This is a genomic window from Micromonospora sp. NPDC047644 (assembly GCF_040704315.1).
In the GTDB taxonomy this organism is placed as follows: Bacteria; Actinomycetota; Actinomycetes; order Mycobacteriales; family Micromonosporaceae; genus Micromonospora.
On sequence record NZ_JBEYSY010000011.1, the window covers coordinates 1 to 19082 of the forward strand.

General features: G+C 72.0%; 16 protein-coding genes. 13 read left to right on the forward strand and 3 right to left on the reverse strand.

Going from position 1 to position 19082, the window contains the following annotated elements; all coding sequences use genetic code 11:
• The 5 genes from AB0877_RS19065 to AB0877_RS19085 form a co-directional block, all read left to right on the forward strand.
• On the forward strand, positions 1-1430 hold a 1430-nt coding region (locus tag AB0877_RS19065; protein WP_366610291.1), incomplete at its 5' end, for an ATP-dependent helicase.
• Between the two features lie 1038 nt (positions 1431-2468).
• Entirely contained in the window at positions 2469-6101 is a 3633-nt protein-coding gene (gene mfd, locus AB0877_RS19070; RefSeq protein ID WP_366610292.1) for a transcription-repair coupling factor, read from the forward strand.
• Between the two features lie 115 nt (positions 6102-6216).
• On the forward strand, positions 6217-6966 hold the full coding sequence (locus AB0877_RS19075; protein WP_366610294.1) for a hypothetical protein: 750 nt from the start codon (positions 6217-6219) through the stop codon (positions 6964-6966).
• Positions 6967-6968: 2 nt separating this feature from the next.
• Complete coding sequence (locus tag AB0877_RS19080; protein ID WP_366610296.1) at positions 6969-7964, forward strand: nucleoside triphosphate pyrophosphohydrolase; 996 nt, start codon at positions 6969-6971, stop codon at positions 7962-7964.
• A gap of 98 nt (positions 7965-8062) precedes the next feature.
• Positions 8063-9682 carry a DUF885 domain-containing protein gene (locus AB0877_RS19085; RefSeq protein WP_366610298.1) on the forward strand — a complete coding sequence of 540 codons (1620 nt, stop codon included), beginning with the start codon at positions 8063-8065 and terminating at the stop codon, positions 9680-9682.
• Between the two features lie 25 nt (positions 9683-9707).
• Here AB0877_RS19085 and nudC read toward each other — a convergent pair whose 3' ends face one another.
• Entirely contained in the window at positions 9708-10577 is an 870-nt protein-coding gene (gene nudC, locus AB0877_RS19090) for an NAD(+) diphosphatase (protein WP_366610300.1), read from the reverse strand.
• Positions 10574-11269, reverse strand: a complete 696-nt coding sequence (locus AB0877_RS19095; protein WP_366610301.1) for a hypothetical protein — start codon at positions 11267-11269, stop codon at positions 10574-10576. Before AB0877_RS19095 ends, nudC begins: the two co-directional genes overlap by 4 nt.
• A 213-nt stretch (positions 11270-11482) precedes the next feature.
• Here AB0877_RS19095 and eno point away from each other — a divergent pair, with 213 nt between their 5' ends.
• Genes eno through AB0877_RS19115 form a run of 4 tightly spaced genes read left to right on the forward strand, consistent with a single transcriptional unit; the run spans position 11483 to position 14547 of the window.
• Positions 11483-12766, forward strand: a complete 1284-nt coding sequence (eno, locus tag AB0877_RS19100) for a phosphopyruvate hydratase (RefSeq protein WP_145786337.1) — start codon at positions 11483-11485, stop codon at positions 12764-12766.
• A 32-nt stretch (positions 12767-12798) separates the two neighbouring features.
• Positions 12799-13437 (forward strand): septum formation initiator family protein, encoded by a 639-nt coding sequence (locus tag AB0877_RS19105; protein WP_366610303.1) that lies wholly within the window; start codon positions 12799-12801, stop codon positions 13435-13437.
• Between the two features lie 34 nt (positions 13438-13471).
• Positions 13472-14029, forward strand: a complete 558-nt coding sequence (locus AB0877_RS19110; protein WP_366610305.1) for a DUF501 domain-containing protein — start codon at positions 13472-13474, stop codon at positions 14027-14029.
• Positions 14026-14547, forward strand: coding sequence for an amino-acid N-acetyltransferase (locus tag AB0877_RS19115; protein WP_366610306.1), 522 nt, complete (start codon positions 14026-14028; stop codon positions 14545-14547). The genes AB0877_RS19110 and AB0877_RS19115 overlap by 4 nt, the downstream gene beginning before the upstream one ends.
• A gap of 1 nt (position 14548) precedes the next feature.
• Here the strand turns inward: AB0877_RS19115 and AB0877_RS19120 are convergent, their stop codons facing one another.
• Positions 14549-15439 carry a PHB depolymerase family esterase gene (locus tag AB0877_RS19120; RefSeq protein ID WP_366610308.1) on the reverse strand — a complete coding sequence of 297 codons (891 nt, stop codon included), beginning with the start codon at positions 15437-15439 and terminating at the stop codon, positions 14549-14551.
• 97 nt (positions 15440-15536) lie between these two features.
• Between AB0877_RS19120 and AB0877_RS19125 the strand changes: the two genes are divergently transcribed.
• The 4 genes from AB0877_RS19125 to AB0877_RS19140 all read left to right on the forward strand — a co-directional run bounded on the left by AB0877_RS19125 (position 15537) and on the right by AB0877_RS19140 (position 19073).
• Complete coding sequence (locus AB0877_RS19125) at positions 15537-16577, forward strand: helix-turn-helix domain-containing protein (protein WP_366610309.1); 1041 nt, start codon at positions 15537-15539, stop codon at positions 16575-16577.
• Positions 16578-16599: 22 nt separating this feature from the next.
• Positions 16600-17544: a Ppx/GppA phosphatase family protein gene (locus tag AB0877_RS19130; RefSeq protein ID WP_366610616.1), complete on the forward strand. Its 945-nt coding sequence runs from the start codon at positions 16600-16602 to the stop codon at positions 17542-17544.
• Positions 17545-17700: 156 nt separating this feature from the next.
• Positions 17701-18033: a PadR family transcriptional regulator gene (locus AB0877_RS19135; protein ID WP_088986312.1), complete on the forward strand. Its 333-nt coding sequence runs from the start codon at positions 17701-17703 to the stop codon at positions 18031-18033.
• A complete protein-coding gene (locus tag AB0877_RS19140) occupies positions 18030-19073 on the forward strand; it encodes a hypothetical protein (protein ID WP_366610311.1) in 1044 nt (347 codons plus the stop codon). The genes AB0877_RS19135 and AB0877_RS19140 overlap by 4 nt, the downstream gene beginning before the upstream one ends.
• Positions 19074-19082: the final 9 nt, after the last annotated feature.

The window sequence follows — 19082 nt, forward strand, 5'->3', positions numbered from 1 at the left end:
TCCACGGCGCGGTCGTCACCTACGCGCAGGTGGGCATGGCCCCGCAGGTGCACCGACGGCGCACCATGACCCGGCGCACCCTGGTCATCCTCGACGAGATCCACCACGCCGGCGACTCCCGGTCCTGGGGCGACGGGGTGAAGAACGCCTTCGAACCCGCCGTACGCCGGCTGATGCTCACCGGGACACCCTTCCGCTCCGACGACAACCCGATCCCGTTCGTCAGCTACGAGCGGAGCGGGGACGGGCTGCTGCGCTCCCGCGCCGACTCGGTGTACGGCTACTCCGACGCGCTGCGCGACGGGGTGGTCCGGCCGGTGCTCTTCCTGGCGTACTCCGGGGAGACCCGCTGGCGTACCAACGCGGGCGACGAGCTGGCCGCCCGGCTGGGCGAGCCGATGACCCAGGACCTGGTGGCCCAGGCGTGGCGTACCGCCCTGGACCCGGCCGGCGACTGGATGCCGCAGGTGCTGCGGGCCGCCGACGCCCGACTCACGGTGCTGCGCAACGCGGGCATGCCCGACGCCGGTGGTTTGATCATCGCCACCGATCAGCAGACCGCCCGCTCGTACGCCAAGCTCATCGAGCAGGTGACCGGTGAGAAGGCCGCCGTGGTGCTCTCCGACGACCAGGGCGCGTCCGCCCGGATCGCGACGTTCGCGGCGTCCGACCAGCGGTGGATGGTCGCGGTGCGGATGGTGTCCGAGGGGGTCGACATCCCACGACTGGCGGTCGGGGTCTACGCCACCAGCGCCAGCACCCCGCTGTACTTCGCCCAGGCGATCGGCCGGTTCGTGCGGGCCCGCCGGCCCGGGGAGACCGCGTCGGTGTTCCTGCCCAGCGTGCCGCACCTGCTCGGGCTGGCCAGCGAGATGGAGACCGAGCGCGACCACGTACTCGGTAAACCCAAGGAAGCCGACGGTTTCGACGACGACCTGTTGGAACGCGCGCAGCGCGACGACCAGGCCAGCGGGGAACTGGAGAAGCGGTTCGCGGCGCTCTCGGCCACCGCCGAGCTGGACCAGGTGATCTTCGACGGCGCGTCGTTCGGTACCGCGGCCCAGGCCGGCACCCCCGAGGAAGAGGAATACCTCGGCCTGCCCGGTCTGCTCACCGCCGACCAGGTTTCGCTGCTACTGACCAAGCGGCAGGCCGCACAGCTCGCCGCCCAACGCCGCCGTACGGCCGACGGGGCCGCTCAGCCGGCCGCTGCGGCCACGGCAGCGCCTCCCGCACCCATGAGCGCCGCCCAGCGTCGCGTGGCGCTCCGGCGCCAACTGAACGCTCTGGTGGCCGCTCGACACCACCGCACCGGTCAGCCGCATGGCAAGATCCATGCCGAGTTGCGCCGGCTCTGCGGCGGTCCGCCGAGCGCCCAGGCCACCATCGAGCAGCTTGAGGAACGCATCGCCACCGTGCAGACCCTCTAGACCGGCCAGCCGTGGCCGGTCGGTGGTCGGTAGGCGGCGCCTGTACCCCCGCAGATGCCCGGCCCGGCGCGGGCCCGGCGTGGAGCGGCGCAGGCCCGGCGTGCGGCCGGCGCGGGCCCGGCGTGCGGCCGGCGCGGGCCCGGCGTGCGGCCGGCGTGCGGTCGGCGACCGACGCGCGGTCGGCGACCGACGGCTGCTGGGCGTGCTGCTCCTGGCCGCCTCGACCGTTTCGACAATCCGGTGTAGTCGCGGTCCGTGCTTGCGGTGGTCGCGGTCCGTGCTTGCGGTGGTCGCGGTCCGTGCTTGCGGTGGTCGCGGTCCACGCTTGCGTTGTGGTCGCGGTCCCTGCTTGCGGTGTGGTCGCGGTCTGTGCTCGCGGTGTGGTGGCGGTCTGTGTTTGCGGTGTGGTCGCGGTCTGTGCTCGCGGTGTGGCGGCGGTCCGTGCTTGCGCCTTGATCCACTCGGCTTTCTTGAAGACGCGGTGTTCGAGCGAGGTGGAAAGCGCGACTTCACGGAACCCGAGTGGGTCAGCGGAGGCCCGGCTGGTGCTGCGGCTTGGCTGTCCAGAAACGGCGATGGATGCCTCTGTGCGGGCGTCCCGATCTCAAGATCGCGCAACATCCTGGTTCTAGTGGCTTCCCCGGCGTTCCGTGGCCACTACATCCTGGTTCGAGTGCGATCTTGGTGGCCATGGGCGCCACGCCGGGGCTCCCGTCACCCCAGAGGTGGCGTTTGTCCTCAAGATCCGTGCAGGATCAGGGATGTTGGTGTCTCCGTGCGTGTCGGAGGCAGCAGTATCGGGGAAGGTGTCGGATCTTGGGCGCGGGGCGCGGGGCGCGGGGCGCGGGGCGCGGGGCGCGGGGCGCGGGGCGCGGGGCGCGGGGCGCGGGGCGCGGGGCGACGCGCCGTGGTGGCGTCGGACCTCGGCGGAAGGGGGTGGCTGTCGGTCGACGGAGCTAGGCTTGTTGTCGCGCCCCCCCCGTCCGGCTGGACGAGGGGCCGCCGTCGTGTGCGTCGACTCCCCGGGAAGGATTTCCCTTGCTCACCGGTCTGTTCACCGCCGCCCTGGCCGACCCCGGCCTGGCCCGGGCGCGTGACCTGGCGCGCTCCGGTGCCGCCCAGGTCGACGGCCTCGACATCACCGCTCCGGCGGCACTGCGCCCGTTCGCCGTCGCGGCGGTCGCCGCGGACAACGACGGCGCCGGGCGACCGGTGCTGGCCGTGACCGCCACCACCCGGGAGGCCGACGACCTGGCCGCCGCGCTGGGCGGGTTGCTGCCGGCCGAGCAGGTGGTCGTCTTCCCCTCCTGGGAGACGCTGCCGCACGAGCGGCTGTCCCCCCGCTCCGACACGGTCGGCCGGCGGCTGGCCGTGCTGCGCCGGCTGGCGCACCCGGAGGCGACCGACGCGCACGGCGGCACCGGGCCCCTACGAGTGGTCGTGGCCCCGGTCCGTTCGCTGCTCCAGCCGCAGCTGAAGGGGCTCGGCGATCTGGAGCCGGTGCAGCTCGCCGCCGGTGAGGAGGCGGATCTGGAAGAGGTCGCCCGCCGGCTCATCGACATGGCGTACGCCCGGGTCGACCTGGTCACCAAGCGCGGCGAGTTCGCGGTGCGCGGAGGCATCCTCGACGTCTTTCCGCCCACCGACGAGCACCCGTCCCGGGTCGAGTTCTGGGGCGACGAGGTGGAGGAGATCCGCACCTTCGCCGTCGCCGACCAGCGGACCATCGAGCAGGTGCCGCTGCTCTGGGCACCGCCCTGCCGTGAGCTGCTGCTCACCCCGGCCGTCCGCGACCGGGCCGCCGCGCTCGCCGAGCAGCACCCCGAGCTGGCCGAGATCCTCGACAAGCTGGCCGAGGGCATCCCGGTGGAGGGGATGGAGTCGCTGGCCCCGGTGCTGGTCGGCCCCGACTCGCTGGAGCTGCTGCTGGACGCCATGCCGGCCGGCACCCACGTCCTGCTCTGCGACCCGGAGCGGATCCGCACCCGGGCGCACGACCTGGTGCGTACGTCGGAGGAGTTCTTGCAGGCCAGCTGGGCCGCCGCCGCGGTCGGCGGCCAGGCCCCGGTGGACGTCGGCGCCGCCGCCTTCCGCACCCTCGGCGAGGTACGCGCCGCAGCGGGCAAGCTCGGTCAGCCGTGGTGGACGCTCTCCCCGTTCGGATTGGTGGAGGGGGAGACCGCCGAGACGAGGCAGCCCTGGGAGGACGCGCCGGAAGAGGCCGCCGTCACCCCGGACGACGCCATCGCGGTGACCCTGGCCGCCCAACCGGCGCCGCTCTATCACGGCGAGACCTCGCGGGTGGTGGAGGACCTGAAGCGCTGGGCCGGTGAGGGTTGGTCGATCGCGCTGGTCTTCGAGGGGCACGGGCCCGCCCAGCGGGCGGTGGAGGTGCTGCGCGACGCCGGCCTGGGCGCCCGGTTGACCGAGGAGGTGCCGACCGCGCCCGTACCCGGCGAGCTGGTGGTCACCTGCGGTGCGCTGAGCAGCGGGTTCGTCGACGAGGCGTCCCGCTTCGTGCTGCTCACCGGCAACGACGTGACCGGCGGTCGGGGCACCTCGACGCGGGACATGCGCAAGATGCCGAGCCGGCGGCGCAACACCATCGACCCGCTGGAGTTGAAGACCGGCGACCACGTGGTGCACGAGCAGCACGGCATCGGCCGCTACGTCGAGCTGGTGCAGCGCACCGTCAACGGTGCCAGCCGGGAATACCTCGTCATCGAGTACGCGGCCAGCAAGCGGGGCCAGCCCGGCGACCGGTTGTTCGTCCCGACCGACCAGCTCGACCAGCTCTCCCGTTACGTGGGCGGCGAGCAGCCGACCCTGCACAAGATGGGCGGCTCGGACTGGCAGAAGTCCAAGGCCCGCGCCCGCAAGGCGGTCCGGGAGATCGCGGCGCAGCTCATCCAGCTCTACGCCGCCCGCAAGGCGTCCAAGGGGCACTCGTTCGGCCCGGACACCCCGTGGCAGCGGGAGCTGGAGGACGCCTTCCCCTGGCAGGAGACGCCGGACCAGCTCGCCGCGATCGACGAGGTCAAGCGGGACATGGAGCAGACCGTCCCGATGGACCGGCTGATCTGCGGTGACGTCGGCTACGGCAAGACCGAGATCGCGGTCCGGGCGGCCTTCAAGGCGGTGCAGGACGGCAAGCAGGTGGCGGTGCTGGTGCCGACCACCCTGCTGGTGCAGCAGCACTACAACACGTTCGCCGAGCGGATGAGCCAGTTCCCGGTCCAGATCCGGCAGCTGTCCCGGTTCCAGACGGCGAAGGAGACCGAGCGCACGCTGGAGATGGTCGGCGACGGCACCGTCGACATCGTCATCGGTACGCACCGGCTGTTGCAGACGGCGACCCGCTTCAAGCAGCTGGGCCTGGTGATCGTCGACGAGGAGCAGCGCTTCGGTGTCGAGCACAAGGAGCACCTGAAGACGCTGCGCGCGTCGGTCGACGTGCTCAGCATGTCGGCCACCCCGATCCCGCGCACCCTGGAGATGGCGATCACCGGCATCCGGGAGATGTCCACCATCGCCACCCCGCCGGAGGAGCGGCACCCGGTGCTCACCTTCGTCGGCGCGCAGGACGACCGGCAGGTGGCCGCGTCCATCCACCGTGAGCTGCTCCGCGACGGGCAGGTCTTCTACCTGCACAACCGGGTCGAGTCGATCGACCGCGCGGCACGGCGGCTGCGGGAGCTGGTGCCCGAGGCGCGGGTGGCGGTGGCGCACGGCCAGATGAGCGAGGAAGCCCTGGAGAAGGTCATGGTCGGCTTCTGGGAGAAGGAGTTCGACGTCCTGGTCTGCACCACGATCGTCGAGTCGGGCATCGACATCCCGAACGCCAACACGCTGATCGTGGAGCGGGCCGACCTGCTCGGCCTGGCCCAGCTGCACCAGATCAGGGGCCGGGTCGGCCGGGGCCGGGAGCGGGCGTACGCGTACTTCCTCTACCCGCCGGAGAAGCCGCTCACCGAGCACGCCCACGAGCGGTTGGCGACCATCGCCCAGCACACCGAGTTGGGCGCCGGCATGTACGTGGCGATGAAGGACCTGGAGATCCGGGGCGCCGGCAACCTGCTCGGTGGCGAGCAGTCCGGGCACATCGAGGGCGTCGGCTTCGACCTGTACGTGCGGATGGTCGGCGAGGCGGTCTCCGCGTTCAAGGGTGAGCGGCCCGAGGAGGAGACCGACGTCAAGATCGACCTGCCGGTCGACGCGCACCTGCCACACGACTACGTGAGTGTGGAGCGGCTGCGTCTGGAGATGTACCGCAAGCTCGCCGAGGCACGCGACGAGGAGCGGCTGGGCGAGGTGATCGCCGAGATGACCGACCGGTACGGCGAGCCGCCGGCCCCGGTGCAGAACCTCGTGGAGGTGGCCCGGTTCCGTCTGCTGGCCCGCCGCTACGGCCTGACCGACGTGTCCATGCAGGGCAAGCACGTACGGTTCGGCCCGCTGCCCCTACCGGACTCGAAGCAGTTGCGGCTCAAGCGCTACCACCCGGATGCCGTCTACAAGCAGGCCACCGACCAGGTCAGCGTGCCCCGACCGACCACCCGTCGGATCGGTGGCGAGCCGCTGCGTGACCAGGCGCTGCTCCAGTGGTGCGCGCAACTGCTCTCCGATGTGCTCGGTGCGCCCGCCGCACTCGCCGTGGCCGCGAGCGCCTGAGCCGGCGGTGTGCTCTCGACCAGGGGCGGTCCACGTCGACGCCGTCCCTGGTCGTGGCCTGAGCGAAGGTGGGGGGTGTCACAACCCCGGGTGACGGCGTGAGAGAGTGACGGCTATGCGTGCTCGCCGTCTTGCCGCCGTCGCCACTGTGGCGCTCGGCCTCGTCGCCCTCTCCGGTTGCCGTGCTGAGCCTGGTATCGCCGCTTACATCGGTGACCAGCGCATCACCGACGTTCAGGTCTCCACCGCGATGAAGGACCTGCGGACGAAGAACCCGACGCCGGAGTCCTCCGCCAGTGGACAGCCCGGGGCGGCGCAACCGACCCTGCCCAAGGTGGCCGACGTGGTTCGGACCATGGTGCTGACCAAGGTGTGCGAGAAGCTCTCCGCCGAGAAGAACTACCAGCCGCGTGGCCAGGTGGCGCCCGACCAGGCCGCCCAGCAGCTCGGTCTCGACCCGGAGACCGGGCACGTGCGGGAGGTGGCGAAGCTCTTCACCTGCCTGTCCGGGTTGCCGGCCGAGCCGGTCGAGCCGACCAAGGAGGAGATCGCCGACGTGATCGCCGCCGGTCGTGCGGCCGGCAAGATCCCCGCCGAGGTGACCGATGAGGCCGCCGTCCAGCAGCTCGACGGTGAGCAGCTGCGCGGCGCGCTGGCGACCAAGAGGATCCTGGCCGAGGCGGCCGGTCGATACGACGTCACCGTCAGCCCTCGCTACCGTCCGCTCGAGTTCCCGCTGCTCAGCTTCGCCGGCGACGCGCCCGCGGTGAGTGTGCCGCTGGGTGAGCCGGGCTCCGACGCGGTCACCGACATTTCCACCCCGGAGGCGACCGGGGCGCCGGAGGCCGAGGGCACGGCCAGCTGAGCATGACGGCACGGATCGTCCTCCTGGTCACCTCACCCCGGTTGCCCGCCGGCCTGCTGACGGCTGCGGCCTGGGACGTCGTACGCCAGCACCCGGTGTTGGCCGGCGCGGACAGCGAGTTGACCACGGCCGTTCGCCAGGCGGGCGCCGAGGTCACCGTGGTGGACGGCCCGGCGACGCAGCCGTTGCTGGACGCGGTGGCGACGCACGGCACCGTGGTGTGGCTGGCCGGTCCGGCGGGTGACGAGGCGCTGGCCCGGGAGTTGGGTCTGCGGCTGGCCCGGCAGCCGGGGTTGGCCGAGATGGAGTTGATGTACGGCTCGTGGGATCCGCCGGGTGCCCGGCTGCTCGACGCGGTGGCCGTGCTGGATCGACTGGCCTCTCCGGGTGGTGACCCGTGGAAGCGGGCGCAGACGCACCGCAGCCTCGCCGGTTACCTGCTGGAGGAGAGCTACGAGGCGTACGACGCGATCAGCGCCGACGACACCGACGCGCTGCGCGAGGAGTTGGGCGACGTGTTGTTGCAGGTGGTGCTGCACGCACGGCTCGCCGAGGAGTTGCCCGAGGACGAGCGGTGGACCATCGACGACGTGGCCGGTGGCCTGGTCGACAAGATGATCCGGCGTAATCCGCACGTCTTCGCCGGTGCCGAGGTGGGCACCCTGGAGGAGATCACCGAGAACTGGGAGCGGATCAAGCGCGCGGAGAAGGCACGGCACTCGGTGTTGGACGGGGTGGCCCTGAGCCAGCCCGCGCTGGCCCTGGCCGCCCAAATCCTGGAGCGCGCCGCCCGCAGGGGCATCAAGGTTCCACCGGCGTTGGCAGACACCCAGGTGGACGCCGAAGCAAGGTTGGGCGCGAGCCTGCTGGCCACGGTCGCCGCCGCCCGGGAGGCGGGCATCGATCCGGAAGCGGCCCTCCGCCGCGCCACCCTGGCCTACGCAGAGGCCATCCGCCAAGCCGAACCCCCCACCCCCGAGCCCTCTGACCCGCGTTGATCATGAAGTTGTTGCCACGACACGCCGATGTCGACGGCAACAACTTCATGATCGACGTATCAGGTGGCGGAGGGTGGGGCGGTCGGTAGGGTGGTGCGGTGGAAGCGTTCGGGGTGCTGGCTGAGCGGGTTGTCGAGGCGCTACTGGAGTCGCGGCCGGGGGTTGCCACCGCCGCGGGTGACCACCGCTTCGACGACCGGCTGCCGGATCTGTCCGCCGACGGGTTGGCTGCCGATCGGGCGATGCTCTTCGACGCGGCCAACGCACTGTCCGAGCTGGACCCGGACTCGCTCGACGTCGACGAACAGGTCGACCACGCCCTGCTCAGCTCATTCGTGGACCGGGAGCTGTTCGAGCTGACCGAGATCCGCTCGCACGAGTGGGATCCGCTGCGGCACAACCCCGGCCCGCTGCTGCACCCGCTGCTGGCCCGCCCGTACGCCCCCGCGGACGTGCGGCTGACCCACCTTGCCGGCCGGCTCGCCGCCGTACCGGACGTCCTCGCCACCGCCCGCGCGACGCTGCGGGACATGCCGCGCATCCATGCCGAAACGGCGGTGGGGCAGTTCACCGGCACGGCCGCGCTGATCCGCGACGAGCTGCCGGCGTTGCTCGCCCAGGCACCGGGCCACCTCGACCGGGTCGAGCCGGCGGCCACCGCCGCGATCGCCGCGCTGGACGAGTTCGTCGCCTGGCTGCGCACCGGTCTGGCCGCCGACGCCGGCCCCGGCCGTGACCCGCGACTGGGCCGACGCCGCTGGGAGGCCCGGCTCTGGCACACCCTCGACACCGAGTTGGGCGCCGCCGAGATCCAGCGCCGCGCCTGGGCCAACCTGGACCGGGTCACCGCGGAGATCCGCGAGGCCGCCGTCGAGCTGGTCGGTGGCCCGGCCGACGACGCGACGGTACGTCGGGCGTTGGACCTGCTGGCCGCCGAGCACCCGAACGACGCGACGATCGTCGAGCTGGCCGGGGTGACCCTGGACGAGGCGACCGACTTCGTCCGCGCACACGACCTGGTCACGGTGGTCGACGACCGGTGCGTCATCCAGGAGATGCCGGAGTTCGCCAGGGGGGTCGCGGTGGCGTACTGCGATGCGCCCGGCCCGCTGGAGACCGCCGTCGTGCCGACCTTCTACTGCATCGCGCCCACCCCGTCGGACTGGCCGGCGCAGCGGGTCGAGTCGTTCTACCGCGAGTACAACGACCACATGATCCGCAACCTGACGGTGCACGAGGCGATGCCGGGTCACTTCCTCCAGCTCGCCCACGCCCGCCGTTACGTCGGCGGCACCCGGGTCCGCGCGCTGGCCGAGTCCGGCCCGTTCATCGAGGGCTGGGCGGTCTACGCGGAGGAGATGATGACGGGGCTCGGCTTCGGCGGTCTGCCGGTGCGGTTGCAGCAGCTCAAGATGCAGCTGCGGATGACCATCAACGCGTTGCTCGACCAGTTGGTGCACGCCGAGGACCTGCCGGAGGCCGACGCGATGGCGTTGATGACCGGGCGTGGCTTCCAGGAGGAGGGCGAGGCGGCCGGCAAGTGGCGGCGCGCCCAACTGACCTCCACCCAGCTCTCCACCTACTTCGTCGGGTACAGCGAGGTGGCCGAGATTGCCGCCGCCCGCCCGGACGGGGTGTCGGTCCGCGACTGGCACGACGCCATGCTCGCCCACGACTGCCCGCCCCCGCGCCATCTGCGTACCCTGCTCGGTCTCTGAGGAGAAACGCCGGGCCGCGCGGGTTTCAGCGCCGCCCGGCGGTCACCGTCGCGTCGATCAACCAGCGCGAGATGGAGTACGCGGGCGGCAGTTGCGCCGGCAGCGCATCCAGGCCGAACCACTGCGCCCCGGTCAGCTCCCGCCCGTCGACGACCGGTTCGGCCTGCGGGTCGGCGGCACGGGCGGTGAAGCCGGCGAGCAGCACCCCGGGGCCGGAGATCGCCCACGGTTGGCTGCCGAAGTAGGCCAGCCGGTCGACGGGCAACCCGACCTCCTCACCGACCTCCCGGCGCACCGCCGCCTCAAGTGTCTCGCCGGCCTCGACGAAGCCGGCCACCAGCGCCCACAGTCCGGGCGGGCCGGTGGCGTGCCGGACCAGCAGCAGCTCGTCAGCGTGTCCGGGCGGCCCGGGTCGGGTGATCGCCACCAGTACGGCGGCGGAGAGCTGCATCGGCACGTACAGGCCGCAGTCGGGGCACTGTCGGGCGGTCTCGCCGGGTCGGTCGGTCAGCTCCGCTCGGCAGGCGCCGCACCACCGGTGGGTACGCCGCCAGGTCAGCACCGCCAGCGCCCGGCCGGCGAGCGTGGCGTGCGGCTCCGGCACCTCGGCGGCGAGTGACGCCCAGCCGCGCGCCCGGCCGGGAAGGTCGGTGGCGGTGGTGCTCAGGTCGGTGCCCCAGGCGGGCACTCCGTCGAGGGTGCCCAGCGGCACCCAGTCGGTGTCGGCGGGCAGGTCGGCGACCCGCAGCGGGTGGCCGTCGACGCTGGTCAGCAGCTTCGCGCCGATCACGGGCAGGGCCAGGTCGCCGGGGCCGGGAGGCCGGCTCCGATCGGCTCCGGGCAGGAACCCGGCGGGCGGCGCGACGGTGGTGGGCCCGCCCGGTGGATCGGTCACGAGCCGCCGGGGCGGCGGTCGACGACATCGGCGCCGGTGGGTGGTTCGAACGCGCTCTCGTCGACGGCCGCGGAGTAGTTGCTCATCGCCAGCTCCATCGGCTTGCCGTCGACCGGCCCGGTGAAGCTGCCGAGCACGCCCTCGGTGGTCACGCAGGCGGTGAAGTCGCCGGACGACGAGCTCTGCACCGCGACGCAGGCGGCGTGGTGCCCGGCGACCGTGGTGTCGCTCTGCTTGATGACCGCCTGGGGGTCGAGCGCGGCGGCGGTGAGCAGCCCGACCACCACCGGCGGCGTGACGAGGCCCTGCTGGTTGGCCTCGCCGAACAGCGTTACGGTGGGCTTGCTGCCGGGGGTGGGCGGGGTGATCAGCGTGCACTGCGGGCGGGCCCCGGTCGTCGTGCACCGGGTGATGGCCTCCGGGGTGACGGTGAGTTGCCCTCCGGGATAGGTGTACGTGGATCGCGCCGGGTCCTGCGCCTGCACGATCGCGGCGCGTTGGCCACCGGGCAACTGGTAGTCGGCCGAGTAGGTCAACTCCAGCGCCCGATCGAGCCGGGCGGCGAGGTCGTTGACGAGTTCCGAGCGGCCCATGGCGACTCCGGCGTCCTCGAATGTCTGACAGCCGGTGACCGTGAGCGACGCGATGACCGACACGGCGAGCATGCGGAGGGTGGTCGAGGCGGCGGGCATGGCGACCAGCCTGGTGGATTCGGTCCGCGCAGCGCAAACCCGTTGCCGGTTGACGCCCGGAAATCCGGGAATGTCCGTCGGTGCGGGGCGACTCGGGTGCGCGGGCGACGCCGTGCCGTTTCCCGTGGCCCGATACGCTGCGTTCAACACCTGCCTCAGCCGCACCGTCGCGGCCCACCCACGGACCGGATCACAACAACGAGGAGCGACTCAGTGGCAACCATCGAGGGAATCGTCGCCCGGGAGATTCTCGACTCGCGGGGCAACCCCACGGTCGAGGTCGAGGTCGGCCTGGACGACGGCACGGTGGCTCGCGCCGCGGTGCCCTCCGGCGCCTCCACCGGCGCGTTCGAGGCGATCGAGCTGCGCGACGGTGACGCCGACCGCTACCAGGGCAAGGGCGTGGAGAAGGCGGTCTCCAACGTCGAAGACAAGATCGTCGACCAGATCATCGGGTACGAGGCCAGCGAGCAGCGGCTGATCGACCAGAAGATGCTCGACATCGACGGCACCGACAGCAAGTCGGAGCTGGGCGCGAACGCCATCCTCGGGGTGTCCCTGGCGGTGGCGAAGGCCGCTGCCGGCAGCGCCGAGCTGAGCCTCTTCCGCTACCTGGGCGGCCCGAACGCGCACCTCCTGCCCGTGCCGATGATGAACATCCTCAACGGTGGCGCGCACGCCGACTCGAACGTCGACATCCAGGAATTCATGATCGCGCCGATCGGCGCGCCCACCTTTCGGGAGGCGCTGCGCTCGGGCGCGGAGGTCTACCACGCGCTGAAGTCGGTGCTGAAGAAGAAGGGCCTGTCGACGGGCCTCGGTGACGAGGGTGGCTTCGCGCCGAACCTGCCGACCAACGCGGCGGCTCTGGACCTGATCGCCGAGGCGGTCGAGAAGGCCGGCTACCGGCTCGGCAGCGACATCGTGTTCGCGCTCGACGTGGCGGCCACGGAGTTCTTCGACAACGGCACCTACACCTTCGAGGGTGCCGCGAAGTCCGCCGAGGACATGAGCACCTACTACACCAAGCTGGCCGACGAGTACCCGATCGTGTCGATCGAGGACCCGCTGGCCGAGGACGACTGGAGCGGCTGGCAGACGCTGACCGCCTCGATCGGCGACCGGGTGCAGATCGTCGGTGACGACCTGTTCGTCACCAACCCGCAGCGCATCGCCCGGGGCATCGCGGAGAAGTCCGCGAACGCGGTCCTGGTCAAGGTCAACCAGATCGGCTCGCTGACCGAGACCCTGGACGCGGTGGACCTGGCGCACCGGGCCGGCTTCAAGTGCATGATGAGCCACCGCTCCGGTGAGACCGAGGACACCACCATCGCCGACCTGGCAGTGGCCACCGGCTGCGGCCAGATCAAGACCGGCGCCCCGGCCCGCTCGGACCGCGTCGCCAAGTACAACCAGCTGCTCCGGATCGAGGAGGAGCTGGCCGACGCGGCGCGCTACGCGGGCGCCGGCGCGTTCCCGCGCTACCGTTCGGCCTGAGACGCACGAAGCCTCGGGGGAGGGGTGTGACGATGCAGCAGCGCCGCACACCGGGTGGTCAGCGTCCCGCCCGCCGGCCGGGTCAGTCCGGCCGGCCGGGCGGTGGGCGGGCCACGCGGGGATCGGTCCGGGAGGCCGGCGTACGCGCCGAGCCGCGCGCGGCCGGTCGCGCGCCGGGTGCTGCCCGTGGCGCCGAAGGAGTGCGCTCCGCGAATCGTCCCGCCGCCGCTCGGCGTACCGCTGCCGCCGGTTCGGTGAAGCGCCTCGCCGCACCCCACCCCCGTCGCTTCACCGGTCGGGCCACGGTGCTGTTCGCGGTCCTGATCGCGCTCGCGCTGGCCTACACCTATCCGGTCCGGGTCTACCTCGACCAGCAGGCCGACATCGAGCGGATGGAGGCGGCCCAGGCGGTGCAGGAGCGCGAGATCGCCAAGCTCGCCGCCGAGGCGGCCAACTGGAACGACGACGAGTACATCAAGACGCAGGCTCGGGAGCGGTTCTTCATGGGCGAGCCGGGCGAGAAGATAATGGTGGTCCTGCACGACCCGGAGGGTGCGGCCCGGGATGCCGGGAAGTCGGCCGGTTCGGCCCCACCAGCCGGGCCGGTGACCTGGTACGACACGCTCTGGTCGAGCGTGCGGGCGGCGGACAGCCAGCAGCCGGGCCAGTGATCCACCGACCAGCACACCAGGAGAGATGGGCACCGTGACTGTCGTACCACCGTCGGAGCCGGCTGCGGATTCCGTACCTCTGCCGCAGCGTGAGCCGGCCACCGAGGCCGACCTGGCCGCGGTGGCCGCGCAGCTCGGCCGGACGCCCCGGGGCACCCGCGCGGTGGCCCACCGGTGCCCGTGCGGCCTGCCCGACGTGGTGGAGACGACTCCCCGCCTCGCTGACGGCACCCCGTTTCCGACGCTCTACTACCTGACCTGCCCCCGGGCCACCGCCGCGTGCAGCCGACTGGAGTCGGCGGGGCTGATGAAGGAGATGGCGGACCGGCTGACGACGGATCCGGAGTTGGCCGCCCAGTACCGCGCGGCGCACGAGGACTACCTCACCCGCCGGGAGGCGATCGGCGAGGTTCCGGAGATCGCCGGCATCTCGGCCGGTGGGATGCCGGGCCGGGTGAAGTGTCTGCACGTGCACCTGGGTCACGCGTTGGGCGCCGGCCCCGGGGTGAACCCGTTCGGCGACGAGACGTTGGAGCTGGTCGACCCCTGGTGGTCGGCGGGGCCGTGCGTGGACGTGCCGGCAGCCGAATGAGCACGCAGGCCGCGGATCAGATCACGGTACGGCGGGCCCGCACCGGGGACGTGCGGGGCATCCGACGACTCGTCGACACCTACACCGACGACCGGCGGCTGCTGAGCAAGGCCACCGTCACCCTCTACGAGCAGGTGCAGGAGTTCCGGGTAGCGGTCCGCGCCGAGGACGACGTGGTGGTGGGCTGCGGCGCGCTGCACGTCATGTGGGAGGACCTGGCCGAGATCCGCACGGTGGCCGTCGACCCGTCCTGCCGGGGCCGGCGCATCGGCCACCGACTGGTCGGAGAGCTGATCGACGCGGCCCGCGAGCTGGGCGTGGCGCGGATCTTCGTGCTCACCTTCGAGAACCGGTTCTTCGGCTCGTTCGGTTTCCGCGAGATCGACGGCGCTCCGGTGCCGCAGCCGGTCTACGAGCAGTTGCTGCGCTCGTACGACGAGGGTGTCGCGGAGTTCCTGGACCTGGAGCGGGTCAAGCCGAACACGCTGGGCAACACCCGGATGCTGCTGCGTCTGTAGGTCAGGCTTTGCGGGGGTGGGCGGCGAAGAACTCCCACATCAGGTCGGTGGCGGACAGCCCCGCGGAGGATGCGGCGAGTTGGCCCGATGTCGCTCCCGGCCAACTGTGACCCATGTCGGCGATCGTGTAGACGCTGACCTCGCTGCCGTCCGCGCAGCCCGCCACCGTGTGCGTCACCCCGGGCACCCCGGACGCCTTCGGGCTCGGCCGGCACTGGAGCCTCTGCTGCCAGGTCTGCATGCCGGCCTGGAAGATCGAGGCGTAGCGGTCCTGGCCGCCGATGAAAGTGATCACGGAGACCGGGCTCTTCGGCACGTAACTGTCGGCGGTGGTCACGTTTCCGCTGTATCCACCGCTGACCACCCCAATCGCGGCGAACATGCCAGTGCTCTCCACCGCCGCTCGGAAGCTCATGTCGCCGCCGTTCGAGATGCCGGTGAGGAACACCCGGTTCGGGTCCGCGTGCCAGGTCTGCACCAGATGATCGGTGAGGGCCTTGAGGAAGCCGACGTCGTCCTCGCTTCCGCAGCAGATCAGCGCGTTGAAGCCGCCGCCCTGCCCGTCGGGGTAGGCGACCAGCACGTTGTCCTTGTCGGCTCGGGCGTCCAGGCCCGCCAACTCCCGCATCGACGATCCAAGGCCGGGATAGAAGTGCAGCGCGATGACCAGCGCGGAGGGTCTGCCTGGGTCGTACCCCGGAGGCGCGTGCAGCAGGTAGGTGCGGTCGCGTCCGTCGTGCCGCAGGGTGAGGTGGTGGTCGCCGGCCGCCGGTCGCTCGCTCGACGCGGACGGTGAGGCTGGTGGGGCCGACGAGGGTTGCCCCCGCTCACCACAAGCTGCGGCGACGATCATCAGGCAGAGCCCCGTTAACACCACCAGTGCTCGCCGCACGCCGGCCACCCCCCGTCGACCTCGCCGTCCACACTGGAGTTCGCTCGACCGCGGATCAACCCTTTCGGTCCTGGCCGAAGGCAGGCAGGCTGTTGCCATGCTTCGCCTCCAGCTCGGGTCGGCCGACCTGTGCCGGGTGCGGTTCGCCGATCGGCTGCATCCGGTCGGGATCGCGCTGCTGGCTGGTCAGTGGTTGCGCGATCCCACCGTCGCGGCGATGGCCCCGACCCTGGCCGAGCGGGTGGCGGCGGCCGAGGGCACGGCTGCCGCCCAGGCCGCCACCGCGATCCTGCGGCATCTGCTGCCCGACCGGGGACGTCTACCGGACTTCGTCACTCCGTTCGACGGCCTGGAGTCGGTGGAGGCCGGGCTGGAGGCGATCCGGGCCACCCCGGCGCGGCGGGTCCGTGACGAGGTCACCCTGGCGTACGCGGACACGTCGCCCAGCCCACTGCGGCGGCGGTTCGCGGCGGCCGACCCGGAGGTGCTGGACCTGTTCGGCGGGGCCGTGCGGACCTGGTTCGACGCGGTGCTCGAACCGCACTGGGCCGAGCTGGTGTCCGCGTACCGTCAGCAGGTGACGTCCGCCAGCCAGCGGCTGGCGCAGCATGGTCTGGCCAGCCTCTTCGCCGGTCTGCACCCGGGGATCCGGTGGCGGGAGCCGGTGCTGGAGGTGCGGACGTGGTGGGACGGCGACCTCCCCGGCACCGGCCACGGGATCATCCTGCTGCCCTCTCCGTTGGCCGGGCCGCGGCCCCGGGTGCTTGTCGAGGAGGGCTACCCGATCCTGCTCGTCTACCCGGTGGTCGTGCCCGCACGCGGGGCCCCTGTCGACGACGATGCCCTCGGTCGGTTGCTCGGCGTCACCCGGGCGCTGGTGCTGCGCCGACTGGCGACCGACGGGGGTCTGACCACCACCGTGTTGTCCCAGGCGGTCGGGATCAGTCTCTCCTCGGCCTCGGAACACGCCCGTGCGCTGCGCACCGCCGGTCTGGTGGCCAGCGAGCGCGAGGGCGGGGCCGTCCGACATCACCTGACCTCGCTCGGGGTGGCGTTGTTGCGGGGCCCGTCGGGCGACCTCGGCGAGTCGTGGCCCACGGCCAACCAAGCCGCCGGGTGGCCGCCCGTCCTGCCGTAAGGTTGCTGCCGTGACGACGCGTGTGGCGGCCATCGACTGCGGAACCAACTCGATCCGACTGCTGGTCGCCGACCTGCCCGACGCCTCCGCCGGGCCGCAGGCGCCGCTGGTCGACCTGACCCGGCGGATGGAGATCGTCCGGCTGGGGCAGGGCGTGGACCGCACCGGCCGACTGGCGCCCGAGGCGATCGAGCGGACCAGGGTGGCGTTGGCGTCGTACGCCGCGGACATCGAGAAGCTGGGCGCGCAGCGGGTGCGGATGTGTGCCACCTCGGCCTCCCGCGACGCCGACAACGCCGCCGACTTCACCGAGATGGTGCGGGCCACTCTCGGTGTCGCGCCCGAGGTGGTCAGCGGCGACGAGGAGGCCCGGCTGTCGTTCACCGGCGCGGTGCGCGGGCTGCCCGCCGACGCGAAGGAGCCGTTCCTGGTCGTCGACATCGGTGGTGGTTCCACCGAGTTCGTGGTCGGTGACCGGGCTGTCGGGGTGCGCTCGGCGATCTCGGTGGACATCGGCTGCGTCCGGATGACCGAGCGGCACCTGCCCGCTGACCCGCCCACGCCCGAGCAGGTCGCGGCAGCGCAGGCCGACATCGCCGCGGTGGTGGACCGGGCGCTCGCCGAGGTGCCCGGTCGCGAGGCGGCCACCCTGGTCGGCCTCGCCGGGTCGGTCACCACGGTGGTCGCGCTCGCGCAGGGCCTGCGGGAGTACGACCCGGAGCGCATCCACCACGCCCGGGTGTCGTACGAGGAGGTCGCCCGGGTGACCGCGGAGTTGCTGGGTCAGACCCGTGCGCAGCGGTTGGCGAACCCGGTGATGCACCCCGGCCGCGCCGACGTGATCGGCGCCGGTGCGCTCGTGCTACGCGTGATCATGGAGCGGGCCGGGATGCCGTCGGTGGTCGCCTCGGAGCACGACATCCTGGACGGCATCGCCTGGAGCCTCCAGCCGACCACGCGGCGCTAGCGATCTCGATCGACTCGTCTTCATTGAATCCGCGGTCTCCGAGCGCCTCGAACAGCCCGACTTCCTGAAAACCGAGTCGATCAACATTCGGCACGCCCCGGCGTGTCGGAGCCATCTCGTTGACGCTACTGCGCATTGCGCACTAGTGTGCAATGCGTGGACACCACACAGTTGTTGAAGGGCGTGCTCGATCTGGCCGTCCTGGCCGTGCTCCGGGAGGAGGACGGTTACGGCTACGACATCCTGCGCCGGCTGCGCGAGGCCGGCCTGGAAGAGGTCGGTGACGCCTCGGTCTACGGGACGCTGCGCCGCCTCTTCGCCGCCGGCCTGCTCACCACCTACGTCGTGCCGAGCGAATCCGGCCCGCACCGCAAGTACTACTCACTCAACGCGGCGGGGCGTGACCAGCTGACCCGCTCCGGCAAGCTCTGGCGCTCGTTCGCCACCACAATGGACACCTTGCTCGACGATCGGGGGTTGGCGGCATGACCGTCGCGGAGCAGGAGATCATCGACTATGTGGCGCGGGTCCGGGCCGCCCTGGCCGACCTGCCGCCCGGGCAGCGCGACGAGTTGACCGAGGATCTCGCCGACCACCTCACCGAGGTCGCCGCCGAGTCCGAGGGCACCCTGGTCGAGCGGTTGGGTGAGCCCGAGACGTACGCCGCCGAGCTGCGCGCCGCGGCGGGGGCGGCACCGGGCAGCGGGCGCAACCTCGACCAGCGGGTGGCGAGCGCGATGGCCCGGGTCCGCGGCCGGCTGCGCACCGTCGACACCCGGCTCGGCCCACCCCTGGGGTACGCGACGGCCAGCGACTTCCTCCGACTGTTGCGCCCGGCCTGGTGGGTGCTGCGCGGCTATCTGGCGGCGATGCTGGTCACCGTGATCACCACCGGTGGCGAATTCGGGCTGCTGCCGAGGTTCGGCGGCGAGCTGCTGGCCGGCCTGATCATGCTGATCGGCTTCGTGCTCGGCTCCATCTGGATCGGTCGTAGCTCGGCCCAGCTCACCCGTTGGCCGCGCTCCGCCGTTCAGGTCGGCAGCGCAGTGCTCGTGGTCTTCGCGCTCGCCGCTCTGGTGCAGGCCGAGGATCGGATGCGCTACGGCGACTACGGCTACGACCAGACCTCGGTCGACAGCCCGTACGACCGGGTCCGGGACGTCTTCGTCTACGACAGCGAGGGCCGCCTGGTGGAGAACGCCCGGCTCTTCGACCAGAACGGCAATCCGATCCGGCTCGGCTACCCGGACTGCTCCGAAGACGCCTATGCCAAGCAGGTACTGCGGGCGTACCCGTACTGCCCGGAGCAGGCGCCCTTCGTGCCACGTGCGCCGGGCGCGCCTCTTCCGGCCGGGTCACCGACAAGCACGCCGGACCCGAGCGGCACGGTGGACCCGACCAGCCCACCGGACCCGACCAGCCCACCGGAGCCGGGCGGCGCAACCGGACAGATCGGGACACCGTTGCCGGCCGGTACGGCCACCGGCGTGCCGTCGAGCGGAACGCCAACCCCCACCCCGACGAGCTGAACCACGGTG